19 protein-coding genes and 1 tRNA gene are annotated in these 19,227 nt (G+C 72.8%); 9 read left to right on the top strand and 11 right to left on the bottom strand.

What is annotated here, in order from left to right:
• Positions 1 to 112: 112 nt before the first annotated feature.
• Positions 113 to 1,462: an MFS transporter gene (locus PU704_RS05765; RefSeq protein ID WP_277550595.1), complete on the top strand. Its 1,350-nt coding sequence runs from the start codon at positions 113 to 115 to the stop codon at positions 1,460 to 1,462.
• A gap of 142 nt (positions 1,463 to 1,604) precedes the next feature.
• On the opposite strand, the gene dcd is transcribed toward PU704_RS05765, so the two are convergent.
• Entirely contained in the window at positions 1,605 to 2,180 is a 576-nt protein-coding gene (gene dcd / locus PU704_RS05760; RefSeq protein ID WP_047804492.1) for a dCTP deaminase, read from the bottom strand.
• A gap of 124 nt (positions 2,181 to 2,304) precedes the next feature.
• On the opposite strand from dcd, the gene PU704_RS05755 reads away from it, so the two are divergent.
• The 7 genes from PU704_RS05755 (at position 2,305) to PU704_RS05725 (ending at position 8,704) form a co-directional block, all read left to right on the top strand.
• A tRNA-Gly gene (locus tag PU704_RS05755) sits at positions 2,305 to 2,375 on the top strand.
• 168 nt (positions 2,376 to 2,543) lie between these two features.
• Positions 2,544 to 2,990: an aspartate 1-decarboxylase gene (gene panD, locus PU704_RS05750; RefSeq protein WP_277550593.1), complete on the top strand. Its 447-nt coding sequence runs from the start codon at positions 2,544 to 2,546 to the stop codon at positions 2,988 to 2,990.
• Positions 2,991 to 3,101: 111 nt separating this feature from the next.
• Complete coding sequence (locus PU704_RS05745) at positions 3,102 to 4,028, top strand: AEC family transporter (protein WP_075873148.1); 927 nt, start codon at positions 3,102 to 3,104, stop codon at positions 4,026 to 4,028.
• Positions 4,029 to 4,240: 212 nt separating this feature from the next.
• The gene (locus tag PU704_RS05740; RefSeq protein WP_277550592.1) at positions 4,241 to 5,563 is read left to right on the top strand and encodes an extracellular solute-binding protein; all 1,323 of its coding nucleotides are present in this window, start codon (positions 4,241 to 4,243) and stop codon (positions 5,561 to 5,563) included.
• Positions 5,560 to 6,552 (top strand): carbohydrate ABC transporter permease, encoded by a 993-nt coding sequence (locus PU704_RS05735; protein ID WP_062735166.1) that lies wholly within the window; start codon positions 5,560 to 5,562, stop codon positions 6,550 to 6,552. Before PU704_RS05740 ends, PU704_RS05735 begins: the two co-directional genes overlap by 4 nt.
• A gap of 6 nt (positions 6,553 to 6,558) precedes the next feature.
• A complete protein-coding gene (locus PU704_RS05730) occupies positions 6,559 to 7,392 on the top strand; it encodes a carbohydrate ABC transporter permease (protein ID WP_062735167.1) in 834 nt (277 codons plus the stop codon).
• A 52-nt stretch (positions 7,393 to 7,444) separates the two neighbouring features.
• Entirely contained in the window at positions 7,445 to 8,704 is a 1,260-nt protein-coding gene (locus PU704_RS05725; protein WP_277550590.1) for an ABC transporter ATP-binding protein, read from the top strand.
• A 78-nt stretch (positions 8,705 to 8,782) separates the two neighbouring features.
• Here the strand turns inward: PU704_RS05725 and PU704_RS05720 are convergent, their stop codons facing one another.
• Complete coding sequence (locus PU704_RS05720) at positions 8,783 to 9,433, bottom strand: hypothetical protein (RefSeq protein ID WP_277550589.1); 651 nt, start codon at positions 9,431 to 9,433, stop codon at positions 8,783 to 8,785.
• Positions 9,434 to 9,714: 281 nt separating this feature from the next.
• On the opposite strand from PU704_RS05720, the gene PU704_RS05715 reads away from it, so the two are divergent.
• Positions 9,715 to 10,695 (top strand): zinc ribbon domain-containing protein, encoded by a 981-nt coding sequence (locus tag PU704_RS05715; RefSeq protein ID WP_277550588.1) that lies wholly within the window; start codon positions 9,715 to 9,717, stop codon positions 10,693 to 10,695.
• Positions 10,696 to 10,833: 138 nt separating this feature from the next.
• Here PU704_RS05715 and PU704_RS05710 read toward each other — a convergent pair whose 3' ends face one another.
• The 9 genes from PU704_RS05710 to PU704_RS05670 all read right to left on the bottom strand — a co-directional run bounded on the left by PU704_RS05710 (position 10,834) and on the right by PU704_RS05670 (position 19,190).
• The gene (locus PU704_RS05710; RefSeq protein ID WP_277550587.1) at positions 10,834 to 12,729 is read right to left on the bottom strand and encodes an NHL domain-containing thioredoxin family protein; all 1,896 of its coding nucleotides are present in this window, start codon (positions 12,727 to 12,729) and stop codon (positions 10,834 to 10,836) included.
• A gap of 40 nt (positions 12,730 to 12,769) precedes the next feature.
• Entirely contained in the window at positions 12,770 to 14,932 is a 2,163-nt protein-coding gene (locus PU704_RS05705; protein WP_277550586.1) for a bifunctional copper resistance protein CopD/cytochrome c oxidase assembly protein, read from the bottom strand.
• A gap of 307 nt (positions 14,933 to 15,239) precedes the next feature.
• Positions 15,240 to 15,818 carry a copper resistance CopC family protein gene (locus PU704_RS05700; RefSeq protein ID WP_277550585.1) on the bottom strand — a complete coding sequence of 193 codons (579 nt, stop codon included), beginning with the start codon at positions 15,816 to 15,818 and terminating at the stop codon, positions 15,240 to 15,242.
• A 171-nt stretch (positions 15,819 to 15,989) separates the two neighbouring features.
• Positions 15,990 to 16,625, bottom strand: a complete 636-nt coding sequence (locus PU704_RS05695) for a hypothetical protein (RefSeq protein WP_277550584.1) — start codon at positions 16,623 to 16,625, stop codon at positions 15,990 to 15,992.
• Between the two features lie 334 nt (positions 16,626 to 16,959).
• The gene (locus tag PU704_RS05690; protein WP_047804493.1) at positions 16,960 to 17,244 is read right to left on the bottom strand and encodes an HU family DNA-binding protein; all 285 of its coding nucleotides are present in this window, start codon (positions 17,242 to 17,244) and stop codon (positions 16,960 to 16,962) included.
• 72 nt (positions 17,245 to 17,316) lie between these two features.
• The gene (gene rpsN, locus PU704_RS05685) at positions 17,317 to 17,622 is read right to left on the bottom strand and encodes a 30S ribosomal protein S14 (RefSeq protein ID WP_277550583.1); all 306 of its coding nucleotides are present in this window, start codon (positions 17,620 to 17,622) and stop codon (positions 17,317 to 17,319) included.
• A 4-nt stretch (positions 17,623 to 17,626) separates the two neighbouring features.
• Positions 17,627 to 17,794, bottom strand: coding sequence for a 50S ribosomal protein L33 (gene rpmG / locus PU704_RS05680; protein ID WP_017832642.1), 168 nt, complete (start codon positions 17,792 to 17,794; stop codon positions 17,627 to 17,629).
• A 1-nt stretch (position 17,795) separates the two neighbouring features.
• Positions 17,796 to 18,032, bottom strand: coding sequence for a 50S ribosomal protein L28 (gene rpmB / locus PU704_RS05675; RefSeq protein WP_047804470.1), 237 nt, complete (start codon positions 18,030 to 18,032; stop codon positions 17,796 to 17,798).
• Between the two features lie 258 nt (positions 18,033 to 18,290).
• The gene (locus PU704_RS05670; protein WP_277550582.1) at positions 18,291 to 19,190 is read right to left on the bottom strand and encodes an SGNH/GDSL hydrolase family protein; all 900 of its coding nucleotides are present in this window, start codon (positions 19,188 to 19,190) and stop codon (positions 18,291 to 18,293) included.
• Positions 19,191 to 19,227 lie beyond the last annotated feature (37 nt).

The following is a 19,227-nucleotide window of genomic DNA, read 5'->3' as shown; positions in this document are numbered from 1 at the left end:
AGACCTGGACGCTCCCGGTCAATCGGCTGGGCAATCGCTCCGCAGCGCCGGAGCGCGCGGTCACGGCGAGGCCGACGCCCCGGCGGGGCACCGCGGGCCTAGCATGACTGCCATGGACACCGCGCCCCCTGGTTCACCCTCCCCTCCGTCCGCGCCGCCCGCGGCCCCCTTCACGCCGCGCCGCTCCCACGTGTGGGCCTGGAGCCTGTGGGACGCCGGCTCCGCGGCCTTCAACGCCGTGATGACCACGTTCGTGTTCACCGTCTACCTCACCGGCGACCCGTTCGGCGGGGAGGACCACGCGTCCCAGGTCCTGGGGTACGGGATCGGTGCCGCGGGCGTCGTCGTGGCGCTGCTCGCCCCCGTGGTCGGGCAGCGCAGCGACGGCGCCGGGCGCCGGAAGCTGTGGCTGGGCGTCAATACGATGCTCACCGCGCTGCTCACCGCGCTGTGCTTCCTGGTCTACCCGGAGTACCCGTTCCTCTACCTGGGCGTGGCGCTGCTGGCCCTGGCCAACGTCTTCGACGAGTTCGCGGTGGTCAACTACAACGCGATGCTCCCCGGCATCGCGGGCCGCGAGCACATCGGCCGGGTGAGCGGGCAGGGCTGGGCGCTGGGCTACTTCGGCGGGATCGTGGCCCTGTCCATCGTCCTGTTCGGCTTCGTGAGCCCGGGGTTCCTCGGCCTGCCCGAGGAGGAGGCGCTCAACATCCGGGCCGTCGCACTGTTCTCGGGCCTGTGGATCGCCCTGTTCTCGATCCCCGTCCTGTTCGTGGTGCCCGAGATCCGCCCCACGCACCGGGGCCCGCGCCCGTCCGTGCTCCGGTCCTACCGGCAGCTGTGGGCGAGCCTGCGGGAGCTGTACCGGGACGCCCCGCAGACGCTGTGGTTCCTGCTCTCCTCCGCGGTGTTCCGGGACGGGCTCAACGCCGTGTTCACGTTCGGCGGCGTGATCGCGGCCGGGACCTTCGGCTTCACCCTCACCGAGGTCATCGTCTTCGCGATCGTCGGGAACGTGGCCGCCGGCGTGGGAGCGCTCGCGGGCGGACAGCTCGACGACCGGGTGGGCCCCAAGCGCGTCATCGTGGCGTCCCTGGTCTGCATCCTGCTGGCGGGCACCCCGCTGCTGTTCCTGGACGGCACCGCCGCGTTCTGGGTCTGCGGGCTGCTGCTGTGCCTGTTCGTGGGTCCGGCGCAGTCGGCCTCCCGGACGTTCCTGGGCAGGCTCACCCGCACCGGCCACGAGGGCGCCCTGTACGGCCTCTACGCCACCACCGGCCGGGCCGTGAGCTTCCTGGCACCCACCCTGTTCGCCGTGTTCGTCTCCGTGCTCGGCGCCCAGCGCTGGGGGATCCTGGGGATTCTCCTGGTGATCGGCGCGGGCCTGCTCCTGCTCCTCGGCGCCCGTGACCCCGAGCGCGTCGGGGACCTCGGCGGCGCCGGGACCACGCGGCGCGCCTGAGCCCCGGCGCGCCTGAGCCGCGGCGCGGAACCGATCACCGCAGCGCCGCCCACGGTGCGCGGCGGGGCAGGGAGCCGGTGCGCGGACGGACCCGGCGCGAGGACGGGGCCGCCGGGCCGGGGCCCGGAGCGGGCGCCGGGCCTCAGATGCGGGTGCGGGAGAACCCGAGGTGGCTGCGCGAGGCCGTCGGGCCCCGCTGCCCCTGGTACCGGTTGGCGTAGGCGCCGTCCCCGTACGGGTGCTCCGCGGGCGAGGACAGCCGGAAGAAGCACAGCTGCCCGATCTTGGAGCCGGGCCACAGCTTGATGGGCAGCGTCGCCATGTTGGAGAGCTCGAGCGTGACGTGCCCCGAGAAGCCCGGGTCGATGAACCCGGCGGTGGAGTGCGTCAGCAGCCCCAGCCGCCCCAGGGAGGACTTGCCCTCCAGCCGGGCGGCGATGTCGTCCGGGAGGCTCACCTTCTCGTAGGTGGAGCCCAGGACGAACTCCCCGGGGTGGAGCACGAAGGCCTCCTCCGGGTCGACCTCCACGAGGCGCGTGAGCTCCGGCTGCTCCACCGAGGGGTCGATGTGCGCGTACTTGTGATTGTCGAAGAGCCGGAACCAGCGGTCCAGCCGCACGTCGATGCTGGCCGGCTGGATCAGGGCGGGGTCGTAGGGCTCGAGGACGACCCGGCCACCGTCGAGCTCACGGCGGATGTCGCGGTCAGAGATCAGCACGGTCCCCAAGGTAGCGCACGCCGCTCCCCCGGGCCCTGTTCCCCGGTCCTGCCCGGTCCCGGCAGATCGTGTACAGTGTTGTGGTGTCCCCGTCCGGTGCACACACCGGACGGACCACGGATGCGCGGCTGTAGCTCAATGGTAGAGCGCACGCTTCCCAAGCCTGATACGCGGGTTCGATTCCCGTCAGCCGCTCTCGCACCGAACGCCCCGCGCCCCCACGGCCGGGGCGTTCGTCGTGCCCGGGGCGGCCCGGTAGAATGTCCTCGCGCCCCGGCCCTCCCCGGACGCCGGCGCCCGACGCTCCGGCGCTCGACCGGAGCCGAACCCCGCACCCCGCCCACGAGGAGCAGATCTCCCGTCATGCTGCGCACCATGTTCAAGGCCAAGATCCACCGGGCCGTCGTGACCCAGGCCGATCTCCACTACGTCGGCTCGGTCACCGTGGACCAGGACCTCCTGGACGCCGCCGACATCCTGCCGGGCGAGCTCGTCTCCATCGTGGACGTCACCAACGGCGCCCGGCTGGAGACCTACACCATCGCCGGCGAGCGCGGCTCCGGCGTCGTCGGGATCAACGGCGCCGCCGCGCACCTCGTGCACCCCGGCGACGTCGTCATCCTGATCAGCTACGCCCAGATGGACGACGCCGAGGCGCGCACCCACGTGCCCCGCGTGGTGCACGTGGACGCGCAGAACCGGATCGCCGACCTCGGCGCGGATCCCGCCGAGGCCCTGCTCGACGGCGTCGCCCGCCCCCCGCTCTCCCGGACCCTCGCCGCGGCGCGGGCCGACCTGCCGCTCGGCTGACGCGACCGTCGCCGCCCGTCCTCGGGGACGTCCTGCCCGGAGGGCCCTCCGCCATGGGATAGAACTGTAGGGGCCCGATCCCGCGGGTCCCGACAGTCCGAGGAGGAGCCCGTGGCCGGAGTGTTCTCGGGGTTCTTCATCGTGTGGGCCGTCATCGGCGCCGGATACGTGGTGGGCCGCCGCCGGGTGCTGGGACCGCAGGGGCAGCTGGTGCTGAGCAAGTTCGCCTTCTACGTGGCCAGCCCCCCGCTGCTCTTCCTCACCATCTCCGAGGCCGACATCGGACGCCTGCTCTCCGCTCCCCTGCTGGTGGCGGCCGTCTCGGCGGTGGCCACCGCCCTCGTGCACGCCGGGCTCGCCCGGTGGGTGCTGCACCGGGACGCGGCGACCACCGTGATGGGCGCCCAGGCCGCCTCCCAGGTGAACTCCGCCAACCTCGGCATCCCGATCGCCACGTTCGTGCTCGGGGACGCGACCATGGTGGTGCCGGTCATCCTGTTCCAGCTGGCCCTGAACACCCCCGTGTACCTGACGATCATGGACGTCCTGACCGACGGCCGCCGGCCGAGCCTCGGCAGCATCCTCGGCAACGTGGTGACCAACCCGATGATCATGGGCTCCGGGCTCGGGATCCTGTTCGCGGTGACCGGCTGGCGGCTGCCCGAGGTCGTGCACGAACCGGTGGAGCTGGTGGCCGGGGCCTCCATCCCGGCGATGCTGATGGCCTTCGGCGTCTCCCTGGTGGGCGCCTCCCCGCTGCGGGCCGGGACGAGCCCGCGCCGGGACGTGGTGCTCGCCGCCGCGCTGAAGCTGCTGCTGCACCCGGTGCTGGCCTTCCTGTTCGCCCGCTACGCCCTGGGCCTGGAGGGGCACCTGCTCTACGCCGTGGTGGTGATGGCGGCGCTGCCCACCGCCCAGAACATCTACGTCGCGGCCGTGCGCTACGGGAGGGCCGAGCAGCTGTGCCGCGACACGGTGCTGCTCACCACGGTCGTGGCCATGCTGACCATGGCAGGCGTGGCCCTGCTCCTCGCCTGACCCGCGGCCCGGCACCCCGCCCGCGCAGCCCGCGCCCGTTCGCAAAAACACAGGTTACTGGTCTGTGAGGTAGCGCACTCATAGACTGAAGCTCCGCGCAGGGGTGGTCACCCGGCAGCACGCACCACCGACCGTCCCGCCGAGCAGGTCCCACCGGACCCTTTCGGCGCCCCTCGCGGGCCGCCACATCGCCGAAGGGGAGGAACAGACCGTTGACCACCACCTCACACCCCCACAGGGCCCCCGGGAGGCGACGGCGCAGCGCTGCCGCCGCCCTGGGCGCCGTGGGCGCCCTGATCCTGACGGGATGCGGTGACGCCGACGCCGGCGGCACCCCCACCCTCACCTGGTACATCAACCCCGACGCCGGCGGGCAGGCGGAGCTGGCCCAGCGGTGCTCGGAGGAGTCCGGGGGCCGGTACAACATCGAGACCTCGTTGCTGCCCCGCGACGCCGCCTCCCAGCGCGAGCAGCTCGCCCGGCGTCTGGCCGCCGGTGACACCTCGATGGACATCATGAGCCTGGACCCGCCCTTCATCCCCGAACTGGCCGAGCCCGGCTTCCTGGCCCCCGTGCCCGGCGACGTCGAGCAGGCCACCACCCAGGACGTCCTGGCCGGTCCCCTCGAGGGTGCCAAGTGGAAGGACGAGCTGGTGTCCGTCCCGTTCTGGGCCAACACGCAGCTGCTCTGGTACCGGGAGTCCGTGGCGGAGGCCGCCGGCCTCAACATGGACGAGCCGGTGACCTGGGACCAGATCATGGACGCCGCCCGGGAGCAGGAGAAGTACCTGGGGGTGCAGGGCACGCAGGCCGAGTCGATGACGGTGTGGGTCAACGGCCTCGTGGAGTCCGCCGGGGGGTCCATCGTGGAGAACCCGGAGGCGCCCTCCGACGAGATCTCCATCGGCCTGGACAGCGAGGCGGGCCGGAAGGCCGCGGAGATCGTCGGCACCATCGGCCGTGACGGGCTCGGCGGTCCGGGCCTTCCGACCGCCGACGAGAACGCCTCGATGATCCAGTTCCAGTCCGACGACGGCTCCTTCATGGTCAACTGGCCCTTCATCTACGCGGCCACCGCGGCCGCCGTGGAGGGCGGGACGGTCGACCAGTCCGTGTACGAGGACATCGGCTGGGCCCTGTGGCCGCGGGTGAACCCGGACGAGCCCTCCGCTCCCCCGCTGGGCGGCATCAACCTGGGCGTGGGCTCCACCTCCGAGAACCAGGAGCTGGCGTGGGAGGCCGTGGAGTGCATCGTCCAGCCCGAGAACCAGGCCTACTACTTCGTGAGCAACGGCAACCCGGCCGCGTCCGAGGCCGCCTACGAGGACCCCGAGGTCCGGGAGGCCTACCCGATGTACGAGACCATCCGGGAGTCCCTCGACAACGCGGCGCCGCGTCCCCAGACGCCGTTCTACAACGAGGTCTCCACCGCCATCCAGCAGGAGTGGACCCCGCCGGCGTCCGTCACGGAGGACACACCCCGGATGACCGCCGAGTTCATCGAGTCCGTCCTGAAGGGAGAGCAGCTGCTATGAGCACCGTCGTCAACCCCAATGCTCCCGGCACCGGTCCACGGGAGGCCGCACCGGCACCCGTGACGGGACGGCGCAGCGCCAAGCCGGTGATGTCCGACCGGGCCCGGTCGGAGCGCAAGCTCGGCTGGATGCTCGCCGGCCCGGCGTTCATCATGATGCTGCTGGTCACCATGTACCCGATCCTGCAGGCCCTGTGGGACTCCCTCTTCTCCTTCCGCCTCACGGCCCCCGGGGAGAAGGAGTTCGTCTTCCTCGGCAACTACGCCACGGTCCTCACCGACCAGGTGTTCTGGCGGGACCTGTGGATCACGGTGCTCATCACGATCGTCACCGTGGTGGTGGAGCTCGTCCTGGGCTTCGCCCTCGCCCTCGTGATGAACAACGCGATCCGCAACACCCGCGGGCTGCTGCGCACCGCGATCCTGGTGCCCTACGGCATCATCACGGTGGTCTCGGCCTTCGCCTGGTTCTACGCGTTCGACATCACCACCGGCTACATCAACAACTGGTTCTCCTGGCTGCCGGGCATCGGCCCGGACTTCAACTGGTTCGCCTCCCAGTGGCCGGCCCTGTTCGTGATCATGGCCTCCGAGATCTGGAAGACCACGCCGTTCATCTCGCTGCTGCTGCTCTCGGGCCTCGCCCAGGTCCCCAGCGAGTACACCGAGGCCGCCCGCGTGGACGGCGCCACGTGGTGGCAGCGCATGTCCCGGGTGATCCTGCCCAACATGAAGGCCGCGATCATGGTGGCGGTCGTGTTCCGTGCCCTGGACGCGTTCCGCATCTTCGACAACATCTTCATCATGACCCAGGGCCAGTACGGCACCGAGACGCTGTCCCTGCTCGCCTATCGCACCTCCATCGGCCGACTGGAGATCGGGCTCGGCTCCGCGATCTCCGTGATCCTGTTCGTCTGCGTGCTGCTGATCGCCTTCATCGCCATCAAGGTGTTCAAGGTCGACCTCGCCGGCGCCGGGAAGGGAAGGTAACCGCCCATGTCCACCAAGCAGAAGGTCGGCTGGGCCGTCGTCTCGGTCCTGGTCCTGTTCTACGCCCTGTTCCCCGTCGCCTCGATCCTCATGACGTCCTTCAAGACGCCGGCGGACCTGACGTCCGGGAAGTTCCTGCCCACCCAGTGGGTCGGGGAGAACTATTCGTCCATCTTCGTGGGGCAGGCCCGTGACCTGTTCGTGCCGTCGCTGATCAACTCGATCGGCATCTGCCTGATCGCCACGGCCATCGCCGTGGTCCTGGCCACGCTGTGCGCCTACGCGATCGCCCGCCTGGACTTCCCCGGCAAGAAGATGATCCTGACGGTCGCCCTGGCGGTGTCCATGTTCCCCGTGGTCTCCATCGTCACCCCGCTGTTCAACCTGTGGCGCCAGATCGGGCTCTACGACACGTGGCCCGGCCTCATCATCCCCTACCTCTCGCTCACCCTGCCGATCTCCATCTGGACCCTGACCGCGTTCTTCCAGCAGATCCCGTGGGACCTGGAGCGGGCGGCCCAGGTCGACGGCGCCACCACCTGGCAGGCCTTCCGCAAGGTGATCGTGCCGCTGGCCCTGCCGGGCGTCTTCACCACCGCGATCATCGCGTTCTTCATCGCCTGGAACGACTTCGTCTACGGCATCGGCCTGACCTCCACCGAGGCCGCCCGTCCGGTGCCCGCGGCGCTGGCGTTCTTCACCGGCGCCTCGCAGTTCGAGGACCCGGCGGGCGCGATCTCCGCGGCGGCCATCGTCGTCACCATCCCGGTGGTCCTCCTGGTGCTGCTCTTCCAGCGCCAGATCGTCTCCGGCCTGACCCAGGGCGCGGTCAAGGGCTGAGCCCGCCCGCCGCCCACGCATTTCCCGAACCGAACGAAGGACTGAGTCCCAGATGGCATCCATCACCCTCAACCATCTCGTCAAGAAGTACGGCGACGGCTTCCCCGCGGTCAACGACGTCTCCATCGACATCGCCGACGGCGAGTTCCTGATCCTCGTGGGGCCCTCCGGCTGCGGCAAGTCGACGCTGCTGCGGATGATCGTGGGCCTCGAGGACATCACCTCGGGGGACCTGCTGATCAACGGCCAGCGCGTCAACGAGAAGGAGCCGCGCGAGCGGAACCTCTCGATGGTGTTCCAGAACTACGCGCTGTACCCGCACCTGACCGTGTACGAGAACATCGCGTTCCCGCTGCGGCTGTCCAAGGGCAAGTTCTCCGACGAGGAGATCGACCGGAAGGTGCGCCACGCGGCGTCGACCCTGGACCTGGACGAACACCTCGAGCGCAAGCCGGCCAACCTCTCCGGCGGTCAGCGCCAGCGCGTGGCGATGGGCCGGGCCATCGTGCGGGACGCGGACGCGTTCCTGTTCGACGAGCCCCTGTCCAACCTGGACGCGAAGCTGCGCGGGCAGATGCGCACCGAGATCGCGCAGCTGCAGCGGCGGATGGGCATCACCTCCGTGTACGTGACCCACGACCAGACCGAGGCCATGACCCTCGGCGACCGGGTGGCGGTGCTCAAGAAGGGCATCCTGCAGCAGATCGCCTCGCCGCGGGAGCTCTACGAGCAGCCCGCCAACCTGTTCGTGGCGGGGTTCATCGGCTCGCCGTCGATGAACTTCCTCCCGGCGCACGTGCGGGGCGACGTGTTCGCCACCCCGCTCGGCGACTTCCCGGTGCCCGACCAGGCCAGGGGCAAGCTGCCCGCGGACGGCAGGATCGTGCTGCTGGGCCTGCGCCCGGAGCACTTCGAGGACGCCAAGTTTGTGGACGAGGCGAAGGTCTCCCGCGGGACGACCTTCGACGCCGAGTTCACCCACACGGAGTGGATGGGCAACGAGCAGTACGGCTACATCAACTACGAGCAGGACCCCGAGGTCAAGGCGAAGCTCGACGAGCTGGCGCAGGACCTGGACGGGGACGAGATGCACCCGCAGATCGTCGTGGAGCTGGACGCCACCTCACGCATCCGCGGTGGGGCGAAGGGACGGATCTGGGTCGACACCCGCCGGATGCACGTCTTCGACCCCGAGACCGGGGAGAACCTGACCCGGGACGCGGAGGCCGGCGCCGAGCTGACCCGCGAGGCCGTCGAGGAGCGCAAGGCCGAGATCGAGCGGGCCCGCCAGGAGCTGGCCACGGCCGGCTGAGCCACAGAGCCGACAGCAGAGGAGCCTGTCCCCGGCGTCGCCGGGGACAGGCTCCTTCGCCGTGGTGGCTGCCGTCCGTCAGCCCGTGCCGGGCAGGTCCAGCGAGAGCCACACGGCGAGCGCGAGGACAGCGATCACTGCCGCCGAGGACGCGGCCGAGCACAGCCGCTGGTGCCGCAGCCGCCACGGCACCAGCCGCGGCCAGCGCGCGGCGGCCTGTCCGGCCGTGAGCTGCTCCACGTGCGTGCGGGGCGCGTCCAGGGCCTCGGCGACCTCCCCCAGGGATCGTGCGTCCCACACGTCGCCGTCCAGGGCGAACACGCGGCGGCCCGTCCGGTCGGCCGCCCACAGGTGGGGCCGGCCGGCGCGCCGCGGGCTGTCGGCCGAGCGGTGCAGGGCGCCGACCGTGACCACGGAGTCGAGCCGCGCGAGCGGCGTGGCCGCGAAGCCCACGGCGCGGGAGCGCAGGAGGTGGCTGTCGGTCCGCACCACGAGCGCCGGGCGCAGCCGCAGCCAGCAGGTCAGGGCGGACACCAGGACGAGCCCCAGCAGCACTACCGCCACGGCCGGGCCCGGCCGCCGGGACCAGAGCAGCAGCAGGAGCACCGCGCCGGCGAGCATCGGGGCGAGGCAGGCCAGCAGGCGCCGGCCGTAGGAGCCCAGCCGCGGGCGGAGCACGGCGCGGACGGGACCGTACTTCTCGGGGACCTGCCGGACGGCATCGGCCATGGGATTCAGCTCCAGACGGGGACGGGGACGGGGAAGGGGCAGCGCAGGAGGACCGGGAACGGCGAACGGGGCGGCGGGCGACGACGGCGTCGCGGGAGCGCGCACAGGGACGACGCACGGGGACGACGGACAGGGAGAGCGCACAGGGACGGCGCAGGAGAGCGCGGCGCGGGAAGGGCCGCGGCACGCCAGCGTACCCGCCCGGGCGGGCCCGTGCGTCCCCGGCTGCCCGCGCGGCCCCGTGGCGGACGGGCAGGAGGGGGATCGGTTAGCGTGAACGGATGGAGTCCAACGCCCGCGTGCTCAAGGCCCTCGGGGCCTGGCTGTTCCTCGTGCTGCTCGGGGTGGCCGCCGCCGCCGTCACCATCGCCCTGGTCAACAAGTACATGTACGGCCCCGAGACGGACGTGCGGGCCTACTTCGAGGACCTGCAGGACGGCGACGGCGGGCGGGCCCTGGGGCTGCTCAACGCCAGCGTGCCCGAGGCCAACGCCGCGATGCTCGACGGCGACCCCCTGGAGGCCGCGGCCGAGGAGCTCGAGGACCTCGAGGTGTCCACCGTGAGCAACGACGGCGAGCAGGCCGTCGTGCGCGCCGACTACAGCCTCGGCGGCGAGCGGCACAGCTCCGAGTTCAGCCTGCACCCGGTGGACACGCAGTGGGGCTTCTTCACGGTCTGGGCCTTCGACGAGACCCCGCTGCCCACGCTGACGGTCAGCCTGCCGGGCGTGTCCTCCGTGGACCTCAACGGCATGTCCGTGGCGCTGCCCGACTCCGCCGGGAAGTTCTCGGCGTTCTTCCCGGGGACCTACACGGCCTCCTACACCTCCGAGCTGGTGGAGGCCGATCCGGTCAGCACCACGCTGACCGTCCCCGGCCAGGAGGCGGAGGTCGTGCTGGAGCCCCGGCCCACCGCGGCCCTCGAGGAGGAGGTGGACCGGCAGCTGAAGGAGCACCTGGACGGCTGTGCCGGGCAGAACACCCTCTTCCCCGCGGGCTGCCCGTTCTCCTACGAGTTCGACGGGCGGGTCCAGGGGGACGTGCGGTGGACGATCGAGTCCTATCCGGACCCGCGGATCGAGGTCGGCACGCAGGGCGGCGGCTGGTCCCTGGAGTCGGCGCGGGGCACCGCGCGGATCGAGTTCGACTCCCTGGACCTGTTCACCGGCGAGGTCGAACGGCTCGAGCGGACGGTGCCGTTCGAGGTCGCGGCGGACCTCGCCGTCGACGGCTCGACCGTGCGGGTCACCCCGCGCGGCTGACAGGGCCGCGCGGGACGGACCGGAACGGCGCGCTCCGGGGCGGCCGGCCCCCGAGCGGCAGGCCGCCCAGCGGGAGCCCCGGGGCCGGCCCGGGACCCCCGAGGAGGACGTCCCGGAACGGCGGCCCGCCGGGCAGGCTCAGTTGACGCCGCGCAGGTCCAGGACGAGCCCGGTCTCCCCCTCGGTGTCCAGCACGAACGGGATCCCCCAGTCCTGCTGGTACAGGTGGCAGGCCGCGTGGTCGGGGATCTCCCCGCCGGGCTCGCCGTCGCAGGCCGCGGCGCGCGCGGTCAGGTGCAGGACGCCCTCGGTGACCCCGTCCGCGAGCACGAGCTCCCGGCGCAGGCCCTGCGCCGTGCCGGCGCCCGCCGCGAGCGCCCCCTCCGGGGAGGAGGAGATCTTCAGCTGGGTGGGGTCGCCCCAGCGGTCGTCGAGCTTCTGACCCGTCGGCGCCGCGAAGCGCACGTCGATCGTGAGTGCCCCCGGGGCCAGCTTCGTGCGGGCGCGTTGGGTCTGCGAGGCCCCCTCGTCCACGCGCTGGGCGGCGGCGGGGATCGGCACGCGGACCAGGCGGTGCGCATTGGCCTCGACGACCACGAGCAGCGGCTCCCCGCCCGAGACGTCGAGCAGCACGTCCGAGGGCTCCGCGAGTCCGCGCGCCAGGGTGGCCACCTGCCCGGTCCGCGGGTCGTAGTGGCGCACGGCCCCGTTGTAGGTGTCGGCCACGGCCACGGAGCCGTCGGGCAGCTGGGCCACCCCGAGGCAGTGCTGCAGCCGCGCCTGCCCGGCGTCGCCGTCGCGGAAGCCGAAGTCGAACAGCCCCTCGCCCACGGCGGTCTCGACCGCCACGGCGCCGTCGTCGTCGAAGCGCAGCACGCGCAGCGCCGAGGTCTCCGAGTCGGCGATCCACACGTTGCCGAGGTGGTCCTCCGCGAGCCCGGAGGACTGGGCGAACCACGCCTCCGCGGCAGGCCCGTCCTTGAGGCCCTCGTCCCCGGTGCCGGCCAGCACGGCGAGCTGCCCGCTGCGCGGGTCGAAGGAGAACAGCTGGTGGGTGCCGGCCATGGCCACCAGCAGCCGGCCGGCCCGGGTGGACCACACGACGTCCCAGGGGGAGGACAGCGCCACGGTCAGCGGATCCGCCCCCACGGGCACGGCGTTGGGCTCCGCACCCCGGGCACGCTCCTCGTCGAGGAGCCGCTGGACGCCGCTGCCGGCGACCGTGCGCACCGCGCCCGTGGCCAGGTCCACGCCGCGCAGCCGGTGGTTCACGGAGTCGGCGACGACCACGTCGTAGCCGACAGCGGCGCGGACGTCCTCGGGCAGCAGGGTCAGGCCCTGGGGCTCGGTGAAGCGGGCCGTCGCCGCGTCCCCGTCCTCGTGGCCCTTCTGCCCGGCGCCGATCACGCGCTGGACGGTCTCCAGGTCGTTGCCGAGCTGGACGAGGCGGTGATGGCCGGTGTCCGAGACGAGGAAGGAGCCGTCCGGCAGCGGGAGCACCTTGCCGGGGAAGCGGAGGTCGCCCTCGGGCGCGGGGCGCGGGACGTAGGGGCCGTCGCCGCGGTGCAGGGTGCCGCGGGCCTCGTGCTCGGCCACGAGCTCCTCCACCAGGGAGACCAGGCCCTGCACGTGGCCCTCCCCGGACAGGTGCGCCACGATGTAGCCCTCGGGGTCCACCACCACGAGGGTCGGCCAGGCCCGGGCGGTGTAGGCGTCCCAGGTGGTGAGCTCGGGGTCGTCGAGCACCGGGTGGTGGACCTCGTAGCGGTCCACGGCCGCGGCCAGCGCCTCGGGGTCGGCCTCGTGCTCGAACTTCGGGGAGTGCACCCCCACGGTGACGAGGACGTCGGAGAAGCGCTCCTCGAGGGGCCGCAGCTCGTCGAGCACGTGCAGGCAGTTGATGCAGCAGAAGGACCAGAAGTCCAGGATCACGACCTTGCCGCGCAGGGCGGCGAGGTCCAGGTCCTGGCCGCCGGTGTTGAGCCAGGCGCGGCCCTGCAGTTCGGAGGCGCGGACGCGGGAGGTGAGGCGCATGGAGGTGGGGTCCTTTCGGGTGGGTGCGATGGGGCGGGGCTCAGCGGCGGGCGGCGCGGTCGTCGCGCTCCGCGAGCCGGGCCATCATGTCGTTGTAGGCCTTGAGCTCGGCGTCGTCGGTGCGGTCCGCCTGGCGGTCCACGCGGCGGTTCTCCTTGCTGCCGGCCAGCGCCCACAGGACGGCGACGACGACGGCGACGACGACGGTGGGGAACTCCCCGATCCCCCACATGAGGGCCCCGCCGAACTGCTGGTCCTCGATGGCCGACCGGCCCCAGTCCCGCCCGGTGTTGCCGAACCAGGAGGCCTGCAGCAGGGTGTCCGAGCCCATCAGGGCCACCCCGACGAAGGCGTGGTAGACCATCGTGGCGAGCAGGAGGATGAGGCGCATCATGTAGCCGGGACGGTACGGGATCGGGTCGCTGCCGATGAGCACCAGCATGAACAGGTACCCGGTGATCAGGAAGTGCGTGACCATGAACACGTGGCCCACGTGGTAGTGCAGCGTGAAGTGGAAGACCGGGGTGAAGTAGAAGACCACGATCGAGGCGGCGAAGTTCACGGCGGCGAAGATCGGATGGGTCACGATCCGGCCGAACGTGGAGTGCACGAGGCGCAGGATCCACTCGCGGGGCCCGCGGGTGCCGTCACGGCGGGGTTCCAGGGCCTTGAGCAGCAGCGAGACCGGGGAGCCCAGGACCAGGAAGATCGGCACCACCATGGTCAGGGCCATGTGCTCGACCATGTGCGCCGAGAACAGCACCCGGCCGTAGACGGCGACCCCGCCGGAGGTGACGTAGAACAGGCCGAGGAGGCCGGTCAGCCAGGACAGGGTGCGCAGCACCGACCAGGAGTCCCGGCGGCGACGCACGCGCACGAACGCCCAGAGGTAGACGAGGGCGAGGAACAGGCACACGGCCAGCCACAGCCAGTCGACGCGCCACGTGGTGAACCAGGAGGCGGCGGTGGGCTCCGGCGGCAGCTCGTACCAGGTGAGGATCAGGGCCGGGGAGGCGTCCGGGGCCAGCTCCTCGGGCACCGGCGGAGCCGTCCGGGACAGGGCCACCGCGACCCCCATGACGGCGCCCATGAGCAGCAGCTCCCCGAGCACCAGCTGCCACACCGCGCGGCGGGCCGTGAGCCGGCCGGCCTCCAGCGCGGGCACCAGCCACCGGCGGTGGGCCAGCCCCGCGGCGCCCAGGGCGAGCGTGAGGGCGGCCTTGACGAGCACCAGGGCCCCGTAGCCGCTCGTGAGCTGGTCCCAGGACCCGATCCGCACCGCGGCGTTGACGGTTCCGGAGAGGAACACCAGGAAGAAGGCGCCGAACGCGACCGCGGAGAAGCGGCGCAGCACCACGGCCGCGATCGGTGCCCGGTCCCGGGGACCGGCCGCCGACCGGCCGCGGGCGGCGCCCTCCGGCAGCGTGCCGGTGCCGGCGTCCGGGGCGCTCAGCTGCGGCGAGAGCCAGGCGAGCACCACCAGGCCGCCGGTCCACAGGCACACCCCGAGCAGGTGCAGGCCCAGGGAGTTGACGGCGCCCATGTGGTCGTTGCCGCCCGCGGAGTGACCGTTGAGGGCCATCGCCACGAGTGCCGTGCAGGACAGGGCCAGGGTGAGCAGCAGCCCGAGCCGCGCCCGGATCCCGAACACGAGGGTGGTCACCACGGCCGCCGCCACGACGATCGCCGTCTGCGCCTGGCCCGTGGGGATGTCCGTGGCGTAGTGCAGCAGCTGCTGGGTGTAGGTGCCGTCCCCGCCCACGGGCACGCCCGCGACGTCGGAGTAGGACAGCACGAGCACGGCCAGGGCCGCCACGGTCCACACCGCGGCCGCGGCCTCGGCCAGGCGCAGCGTCGTCGTGAACAGCGGGTGCTCCGGTGCCGCGTCCCCGCCGTCCGTGTCCGTCCGGGCGCGGCCGGCGCGCCGGGTTCTGGGCACGATCCCGACGGCGAACAGCAGCGCGCCGATCACCACGACCAGGGCGCTGTTGTGCACCAGCTCGGCGGCGGGCAGGCCCCAGCGCACCAGCGCCCCGGGATCGGCGGCCAGCCGGGCGGCGCCCGACCCGGTCCAGGCCATCGCCACGACGAGTGCCGTGAGGGCCACGACGGGCACGGCCGCGAGCAGCCAGGGATCCACCCCGCGTCCGCCCGCCGGCGCGGCGGTGCCGTGGTCGGCGCGCTCGGCCGTCCTCGTGCTCATGGTGCGTCTCCTTCTTCCGCCTCCCCCATCGGGGCGGCTCCATCCATTGTCCCCCGCGGCGCAAATCCGCCCGGACCCGGGGGCAGCGCCCGGGCGCCGGTCCGGCGGCCCCGTCCGGGCGCCGGGCCCGTGCTGTGCCGGCCCGGCGCCGAGCCCGGTTCGGCGGCCGTCGCAGGGCTCCTGCAGGCTCGGGGAACCAGCCCGACCGCCGGCCCAGGAGTTCTGGCGGCTCCACGGCCCGGTCCGGGATCCTGCCGGCTCCGCCACCGGGCCGGGGATCCCGCCCCGCTGATGCCCGGCGGCCCGGTCAGTCCCCGCGGCGCCGCCGGGAGACGACGCTCACGGCGCCGAGCACGGCCAGGGCGACCGCCGCTCCGGCAACGGCGACCAGCCAGAGCGGGGTGTCCCCGGTCGAGGCCTGGGCAGCGGCGTCCTCGGCCGGCGGCTCGGGGACCTCGGCGGTGGGCGTCACGCCGGGGGACGGCTCCGACCCGGCGCCGACCTCGTAGGCGAAGGTGCCCTCGATCGGGTGCCCGTCGCTGGAGACGACGCGCCAGACGACCTGGTAGGTCTGGTCCTCCGCGCCGGGGTCGGTCAGGGGCTGGACGATCCGGTTCCCCTCGGTCTCGAGCGGTCCGTCCGTCACGGAGCGGCCCTCGGAGTCGGTGACCTGCACCTGGTGGCCGATGTCCATCACCTGCCCGGAGAAGGTCAGCTCGAGCTCCTCGGGGGCTGTCGTCAGGGTGGCGCCGGGTTCCGGGCTCACGCCGGTGAGCTCGTCGTGGGCGGAGGCGGGCAGGGCGGTCAGGACGGTGAGGGCGCCCGCCGCCAGCAGCGCCGCGGCGCCTCGTGTGCTGGGTCGTGCGGTGTGTCGTGCGGTGCGCATGGGTGGTCTCTCCTCGGGGGGCCCGGGCAGGGCATCGGTCGGCTGTCGGTGCGGGGCGTCGGTGTGTGCCGTCGGCACGGTCCGCGGACCGGGACGGCCGGCGGCGTGCACGGGGGCGCCGCTCGTCCCGCCGCGGGCCGGTTCCGGGACCCCGCCGCGGCACCGGCCGGATCAGCCGACGGGCAGCGGGGCAGGTCCGGCCGGGAGCAGGAGCCGGCGCCGAGGCCGGGGCGGACCGCGGTGGGAGCGCACGGGGCGCAGCAGGGACTGGTCGGTGAGCGCGTGCGGGCGCCCCGGCCGCACCGCGCGCGGACGGCGGGCGACCACCGGGGAGGACAGGGACCGCCACAGCCGCCGGACCCGCAGCCGCAGCGCCTCCAGGAGGACCACGGCCGCGACCTCTCCGTGGCGCGTGAGGGCGTAGCCGGCGAGCGCGGCCAGCAGGTGGGCCGTGAGCATGACGGACCCGCCGTGCTCCGGATGGGGGCCGGCCTGCAGCACGAGGACGGGTCCGCCCCCGGCCGCCCCGTGGTGGGAGGCGCCCCGAGGGGCGCTGACGGTGCCCGACGCGGCGAACAGGGCGTGGAACAGGGACTGGCTGAGCAGCACGCTCAGCGCCAGCGCGGACCGGGACAGCGCCCGGCCCGCCAGCGCCATGCACAGCGGCCCGGACAGCGCCAGGGACAGGAGCACGAGCAGCGGCGGCGGGGGCTGTCCGCCCGCGACGGTGTGGGAGACCGCGGCCGCCGAGGTGGCGAGGGCCGCACCGGCCCAGCCGCGGGCGAGACGGCGTGCACGTGGGCTCACGCGCCCCCTCCCCTCGGATCGCCGGCCGGTCGGCTCGGTGCTCCCATTATGCGCGGCACCGCGAGGGCCGGGCCAGTCGCGGCGGGCCGGCCCGGGTGCCCTGCAGTCACGACCCCGACCGGACCACGGCCCTCCGGCGCGGCGGAGAGGCCGAGCCGCCCCGGCCGGGCGTCCGGGCAGCACGCCGGAACGACCTCGCGCGGACCGGGCGCCGGGCACGAGGAGGACCGCGCCCGCGCACCGGGTCCCCGGCACGGCGAAGGGGCGGCCCCGGTGGGGGCCGCCCCTTCGGACGAAGCCATGGAGAAGGTCCAGGACGGACCCGCGGGTGTCCCTACTTCTTGGACACGGCCGCCTTGAGCTTGGAACCAGCGGTCAGCTTGACGCCGTGGCCGGCCGGGATCTCGATGGTCTCACCGGTCTGCGGGTTGCGGCCCGTGCGCGCGGCGCGGTCGGTGCGCTCGACGGCCAGCCAGCCCGGGATGGTGATCTTCTCACCGGCGGAGACGGACTCCTCGAAGACCTGGAACAGCGCGTCCAGCACCCCGTTGACGGCGGCGTTGGTGGTGCCGGCCTTCTCGGCGACCTCGGCGACGAGTTCACTGCGGTTCTTAGCCATGTTCATGTCCTCCTGGACTTGGGGTCGTGGGGAAGCGCGCGCCGGGGACCGGTCGCGCTCCTGCGTCAGAAATTACCAGCTGGACTTCGAGATGCCGGGCAGCTCGCCACGGTGCGCCATCTCGCGGAAACGGACGCGGGAGATGCCGAACTTCTGGAGGGTGCCGCGGGGGCGCCCGTCGATCTGGTCGCGGTTGCGCAGGCGGACCGGGGAGGCGTCGCGGGGCAGCTTCTGCAGGCCCAGGCGAGCGGCCTCGCGGGCCTCGTCGGTGGCGTTCTCGTCGACCAGGGTCTTCTTCAGCTCGGCACGCTTCGCGGCGTAGCGCTCGACGACGACCTTGCGCTGCTCGTTCTTGGCGATCTTGGACTTCTTGGCCATGGATTCAGCGCTCCTCGCGGAAATCGACGTGCTTGCGGACGACCGGGTCGTACTTCTTGAGCACCATGCGGTCCGGGTCGTTGCGGCGGTTCTTGCGGGTCACGTAGGTGAAACCGGTGCCGGCGGTGGACTTCAGCTTGATGATGGGACGAACGTCCTTGTCCTTGGCCATGCTAGATCTTCTCCCCACGTGCGATCATGTCGGTCACGACAGCGTCGATGCCGCGGGCGTCGATGACCTTGATGCCCTTGGCGCTGACGTTGAGCGTCACGCTGCGCCGCAAGGACGGCACCCAGTAACGCTTCTTCTGGATGTTCGGGTCGAACCGGCGCTTGGTACGGCGGTGCGAGTGCGAAATGCTGTGCCCAAAGCCCGGCTGAGCTCCGGTCACCTGGCAGTGCGCTGCCATAGTGTTCTCCTCCAATGTTGACGAAATGACGGCACGCAGTGGGAGCCGCAGGATGATCACTCACCTGCGGCCGCGAGCGTCCCGTCACCTTCAGAATTGCCACCGTTCGCCAACCGGGCCCTCTCGTGAGACCCGCGGTCGGAACCGGCGAAGGCCTCGCCACGATGAAGACGGTGAAGATCAAGGTGCCGGACGGTGGACTCCACCCCACGACAGCCTTGAAGTCTAGGCCCGTACGGACTTCCCCGCAACCTGACGTCAGGCGTGACCAGCTTCTGGCCAGTCTACCGGCTCCCCGGACCCCCGCAAACCGGCGGCGGCGCGGGGGGCGGGCCCGGCGGGGACCACGTCCCGCGGGAACAGGGTCGTCCACCGGGGGTGCCGGGCGGCGACCGTGTCCCCGGAGGAGGTGCCCCGCAGCCGGCGCCCGATCCAGGGCAGCAGGTACTCGCGGGCCCAGTACAGGTCCTCCTTGAGCACACCCGGGCTGGCGGTGACGGGCAGCTGCTCCGTGGGCGGCAGCTCCAGCGCGTGCGCGACGCCGAGCAGCTCGAGCATCCGGGCGGCCACGTAGGTGTGCCCGGCGGCGGACATGTGCAACCGGTCCACCGCCCAGTAGCGCCAGTCCTGCAGCGTGCGCATCCGCCAGTAGTCGAGCACCCGGCACCCGTGCCGGTCGGCGATCTCGCGGACGTGCTCGTTGTACAGGGCCTGCCGGGGACGGGTCCAGGACGTGGGCGCGTCCCGGCCGGGGTCGAATGCCGTGAACAGGACCACCTCGGCGCCGGAGGCGCGCAGCCGGGCGACCGCCTGCTCGTAGACCTCCATGAGGGCGTCCACGTCCGCCCGCGGGCGGAGCATGTCGTTCCCGCCGGCGTAGAGGCTCACCAGGGTCGGCTCCAGGGCCAGGCACGCGTCCAGCTGCCCCTCGACGATCCCGCGCAGCAGGCGTCCGCGGACCGCGAGGTTCGCGTAGCGGGTGTCCGGGTGGGCGGCCGTCAGCTGCTCGGCCACGAGGTCCGCCCAGCCGCGCACGCCGTTGGGACGGGCGGGGTCGGGGTCGCCCACGCCCTCGGTCATCGAGTCGCCCAGGGCCACGTACCGGATGGGCCGGGCGGGCGGGACAGGGGCAGGGCGGGACGCCGTCGGCTCCGTCATGCGGTGTGCTCCGTTCGGGGGGGGGTGCGGGGCGGCC

This window comes from Kocuria oceani (assembly GCF_029524215.1).
In the GTDB taxonomy this organism is placed as follows: domain Bacteria; phylum Actinomycetota; class Actinomycetes; order Actinomycetales; family Micrococcaceae; genus Kocuria; species Kocuria oceani.
Note: the sequence above shows the minus strand (reverse complement) of the source record. Positions and strands in the feature narration are given on the sequence as shown.

What these genes read in the sequence shown, in the direction of transcription:
- PU704_RS05765 (WP_277550595.1), top strand. Translation starts at nt 113, where the DNA reads ATGGACACCGCGCCCCCTGGTTCACCCTCCCCTCCGTCCGCGCCGCCC.
- panD (WP_277550593.1), top strand. Translation starts at nt 2,544, where the DNA reads ATGCTGCGCACCATGTTCAAGGCCAAGATCCACCGGGCCGTCGTGACC.
- PU704_RS05735 (WP_062735166.1), top strand. Translation starts at nt 5,560, where the DNA reads ATGAGCACCGTCGTCAACCCCAATGCTCCCGGCACCGGTCCACGGGAG.
- PU704_RS05730 (WP_062735167.1), top strand. Translation starts at nt 6,559, where the DNA reads ATGTCCACCAAGCAGAAGGTCGGCTGGGCCGTCGTCTCGGTCCTGGTC.
- PU704_RS05725 (WP_277550590.1), top strand. Translation starts at nt 7,445, where the DNA reads ATGGCATCCATCACCCTCAACCATCTCGTCAAGAAGTACGGCGACGGC.
- PU704_RS05720 (WP_277550589.1), bottom strand. Translation starts at nt 9,433, where the DNA reads ATGGCCGATGCCGTCCGGCAGGTCCCCGAGAAGTACGGTCCCGTCCGC.
- PU704_RS05715 (WP_277550588.1), top strand. Translation starts at nt 9,715, where the DNA reads ATGGAGTCCAACGCCCGCGTGCTCAAGGCCCTCGGGGCCTGGCTGTTC.
- PU704_RS05710 (WP_277550587.1), bottom strand. Translation starts at nt 12,729, where the DNA reads ATGCGCCTCACCTCCCGCGTCCGCGCCTCCGAACTGCAGGGCCGCGCC.
- PU704_RS05705 (WP_277550586.1), bottom strand. Translation starts at nt 14,932, where the DNA reads ATGAGCACGAGGACGGCCGAGCGCGCCGACCACGGCACCGCCGCGCCG.
- PU704_RS05700 (WP_277550585.1), bottom strand. Translation starts at nt 15,818, where the DNA reads ATGCGCACCGCACGACACACCGCACGACCCAGCACACGAGGCGCCGCG.
- PU704_RS05690 (WP_047804493.1), bottom strand. Translation starts at nt 17,244, where the DNA reads ATGGCTAAGAACCGCAGTGAACTCGTCGCCGAGGTCGCCGAGAAGGCC.
- rpsN (WP_277550583.1), bottom strand. Translation starts at nt 17,622, where the DNA reads ATGGCCAAGAAGTCCAAGATCGCCAAGAACGAGCAGCGCAAGGTCGTC.
- rpmG (WP_017832642.1), bottom strand. Translation starts at nt 17,794, where the DNA reads ATGGCCAAGGACAAGGACGTTCGTCCCATCATCAAGCTGAAGTCCACC.
- rpmB (WP_047804470.1), bottom strand. Translation starts at nt 18,032, where the DNA reads ATGGCAGCGCACTGCCAGGTGACCGGAGCTCAGCCGGGCTTTGGGCAC.
- PU704_RS05670 (WP_277550582.1), bottom strand. Translation starts at nt 19,190, where the DNA reads ATGACGGAGCCGACGGCGTCCCGCCCTGCCCCTGTCCCGCCCGCCCGG.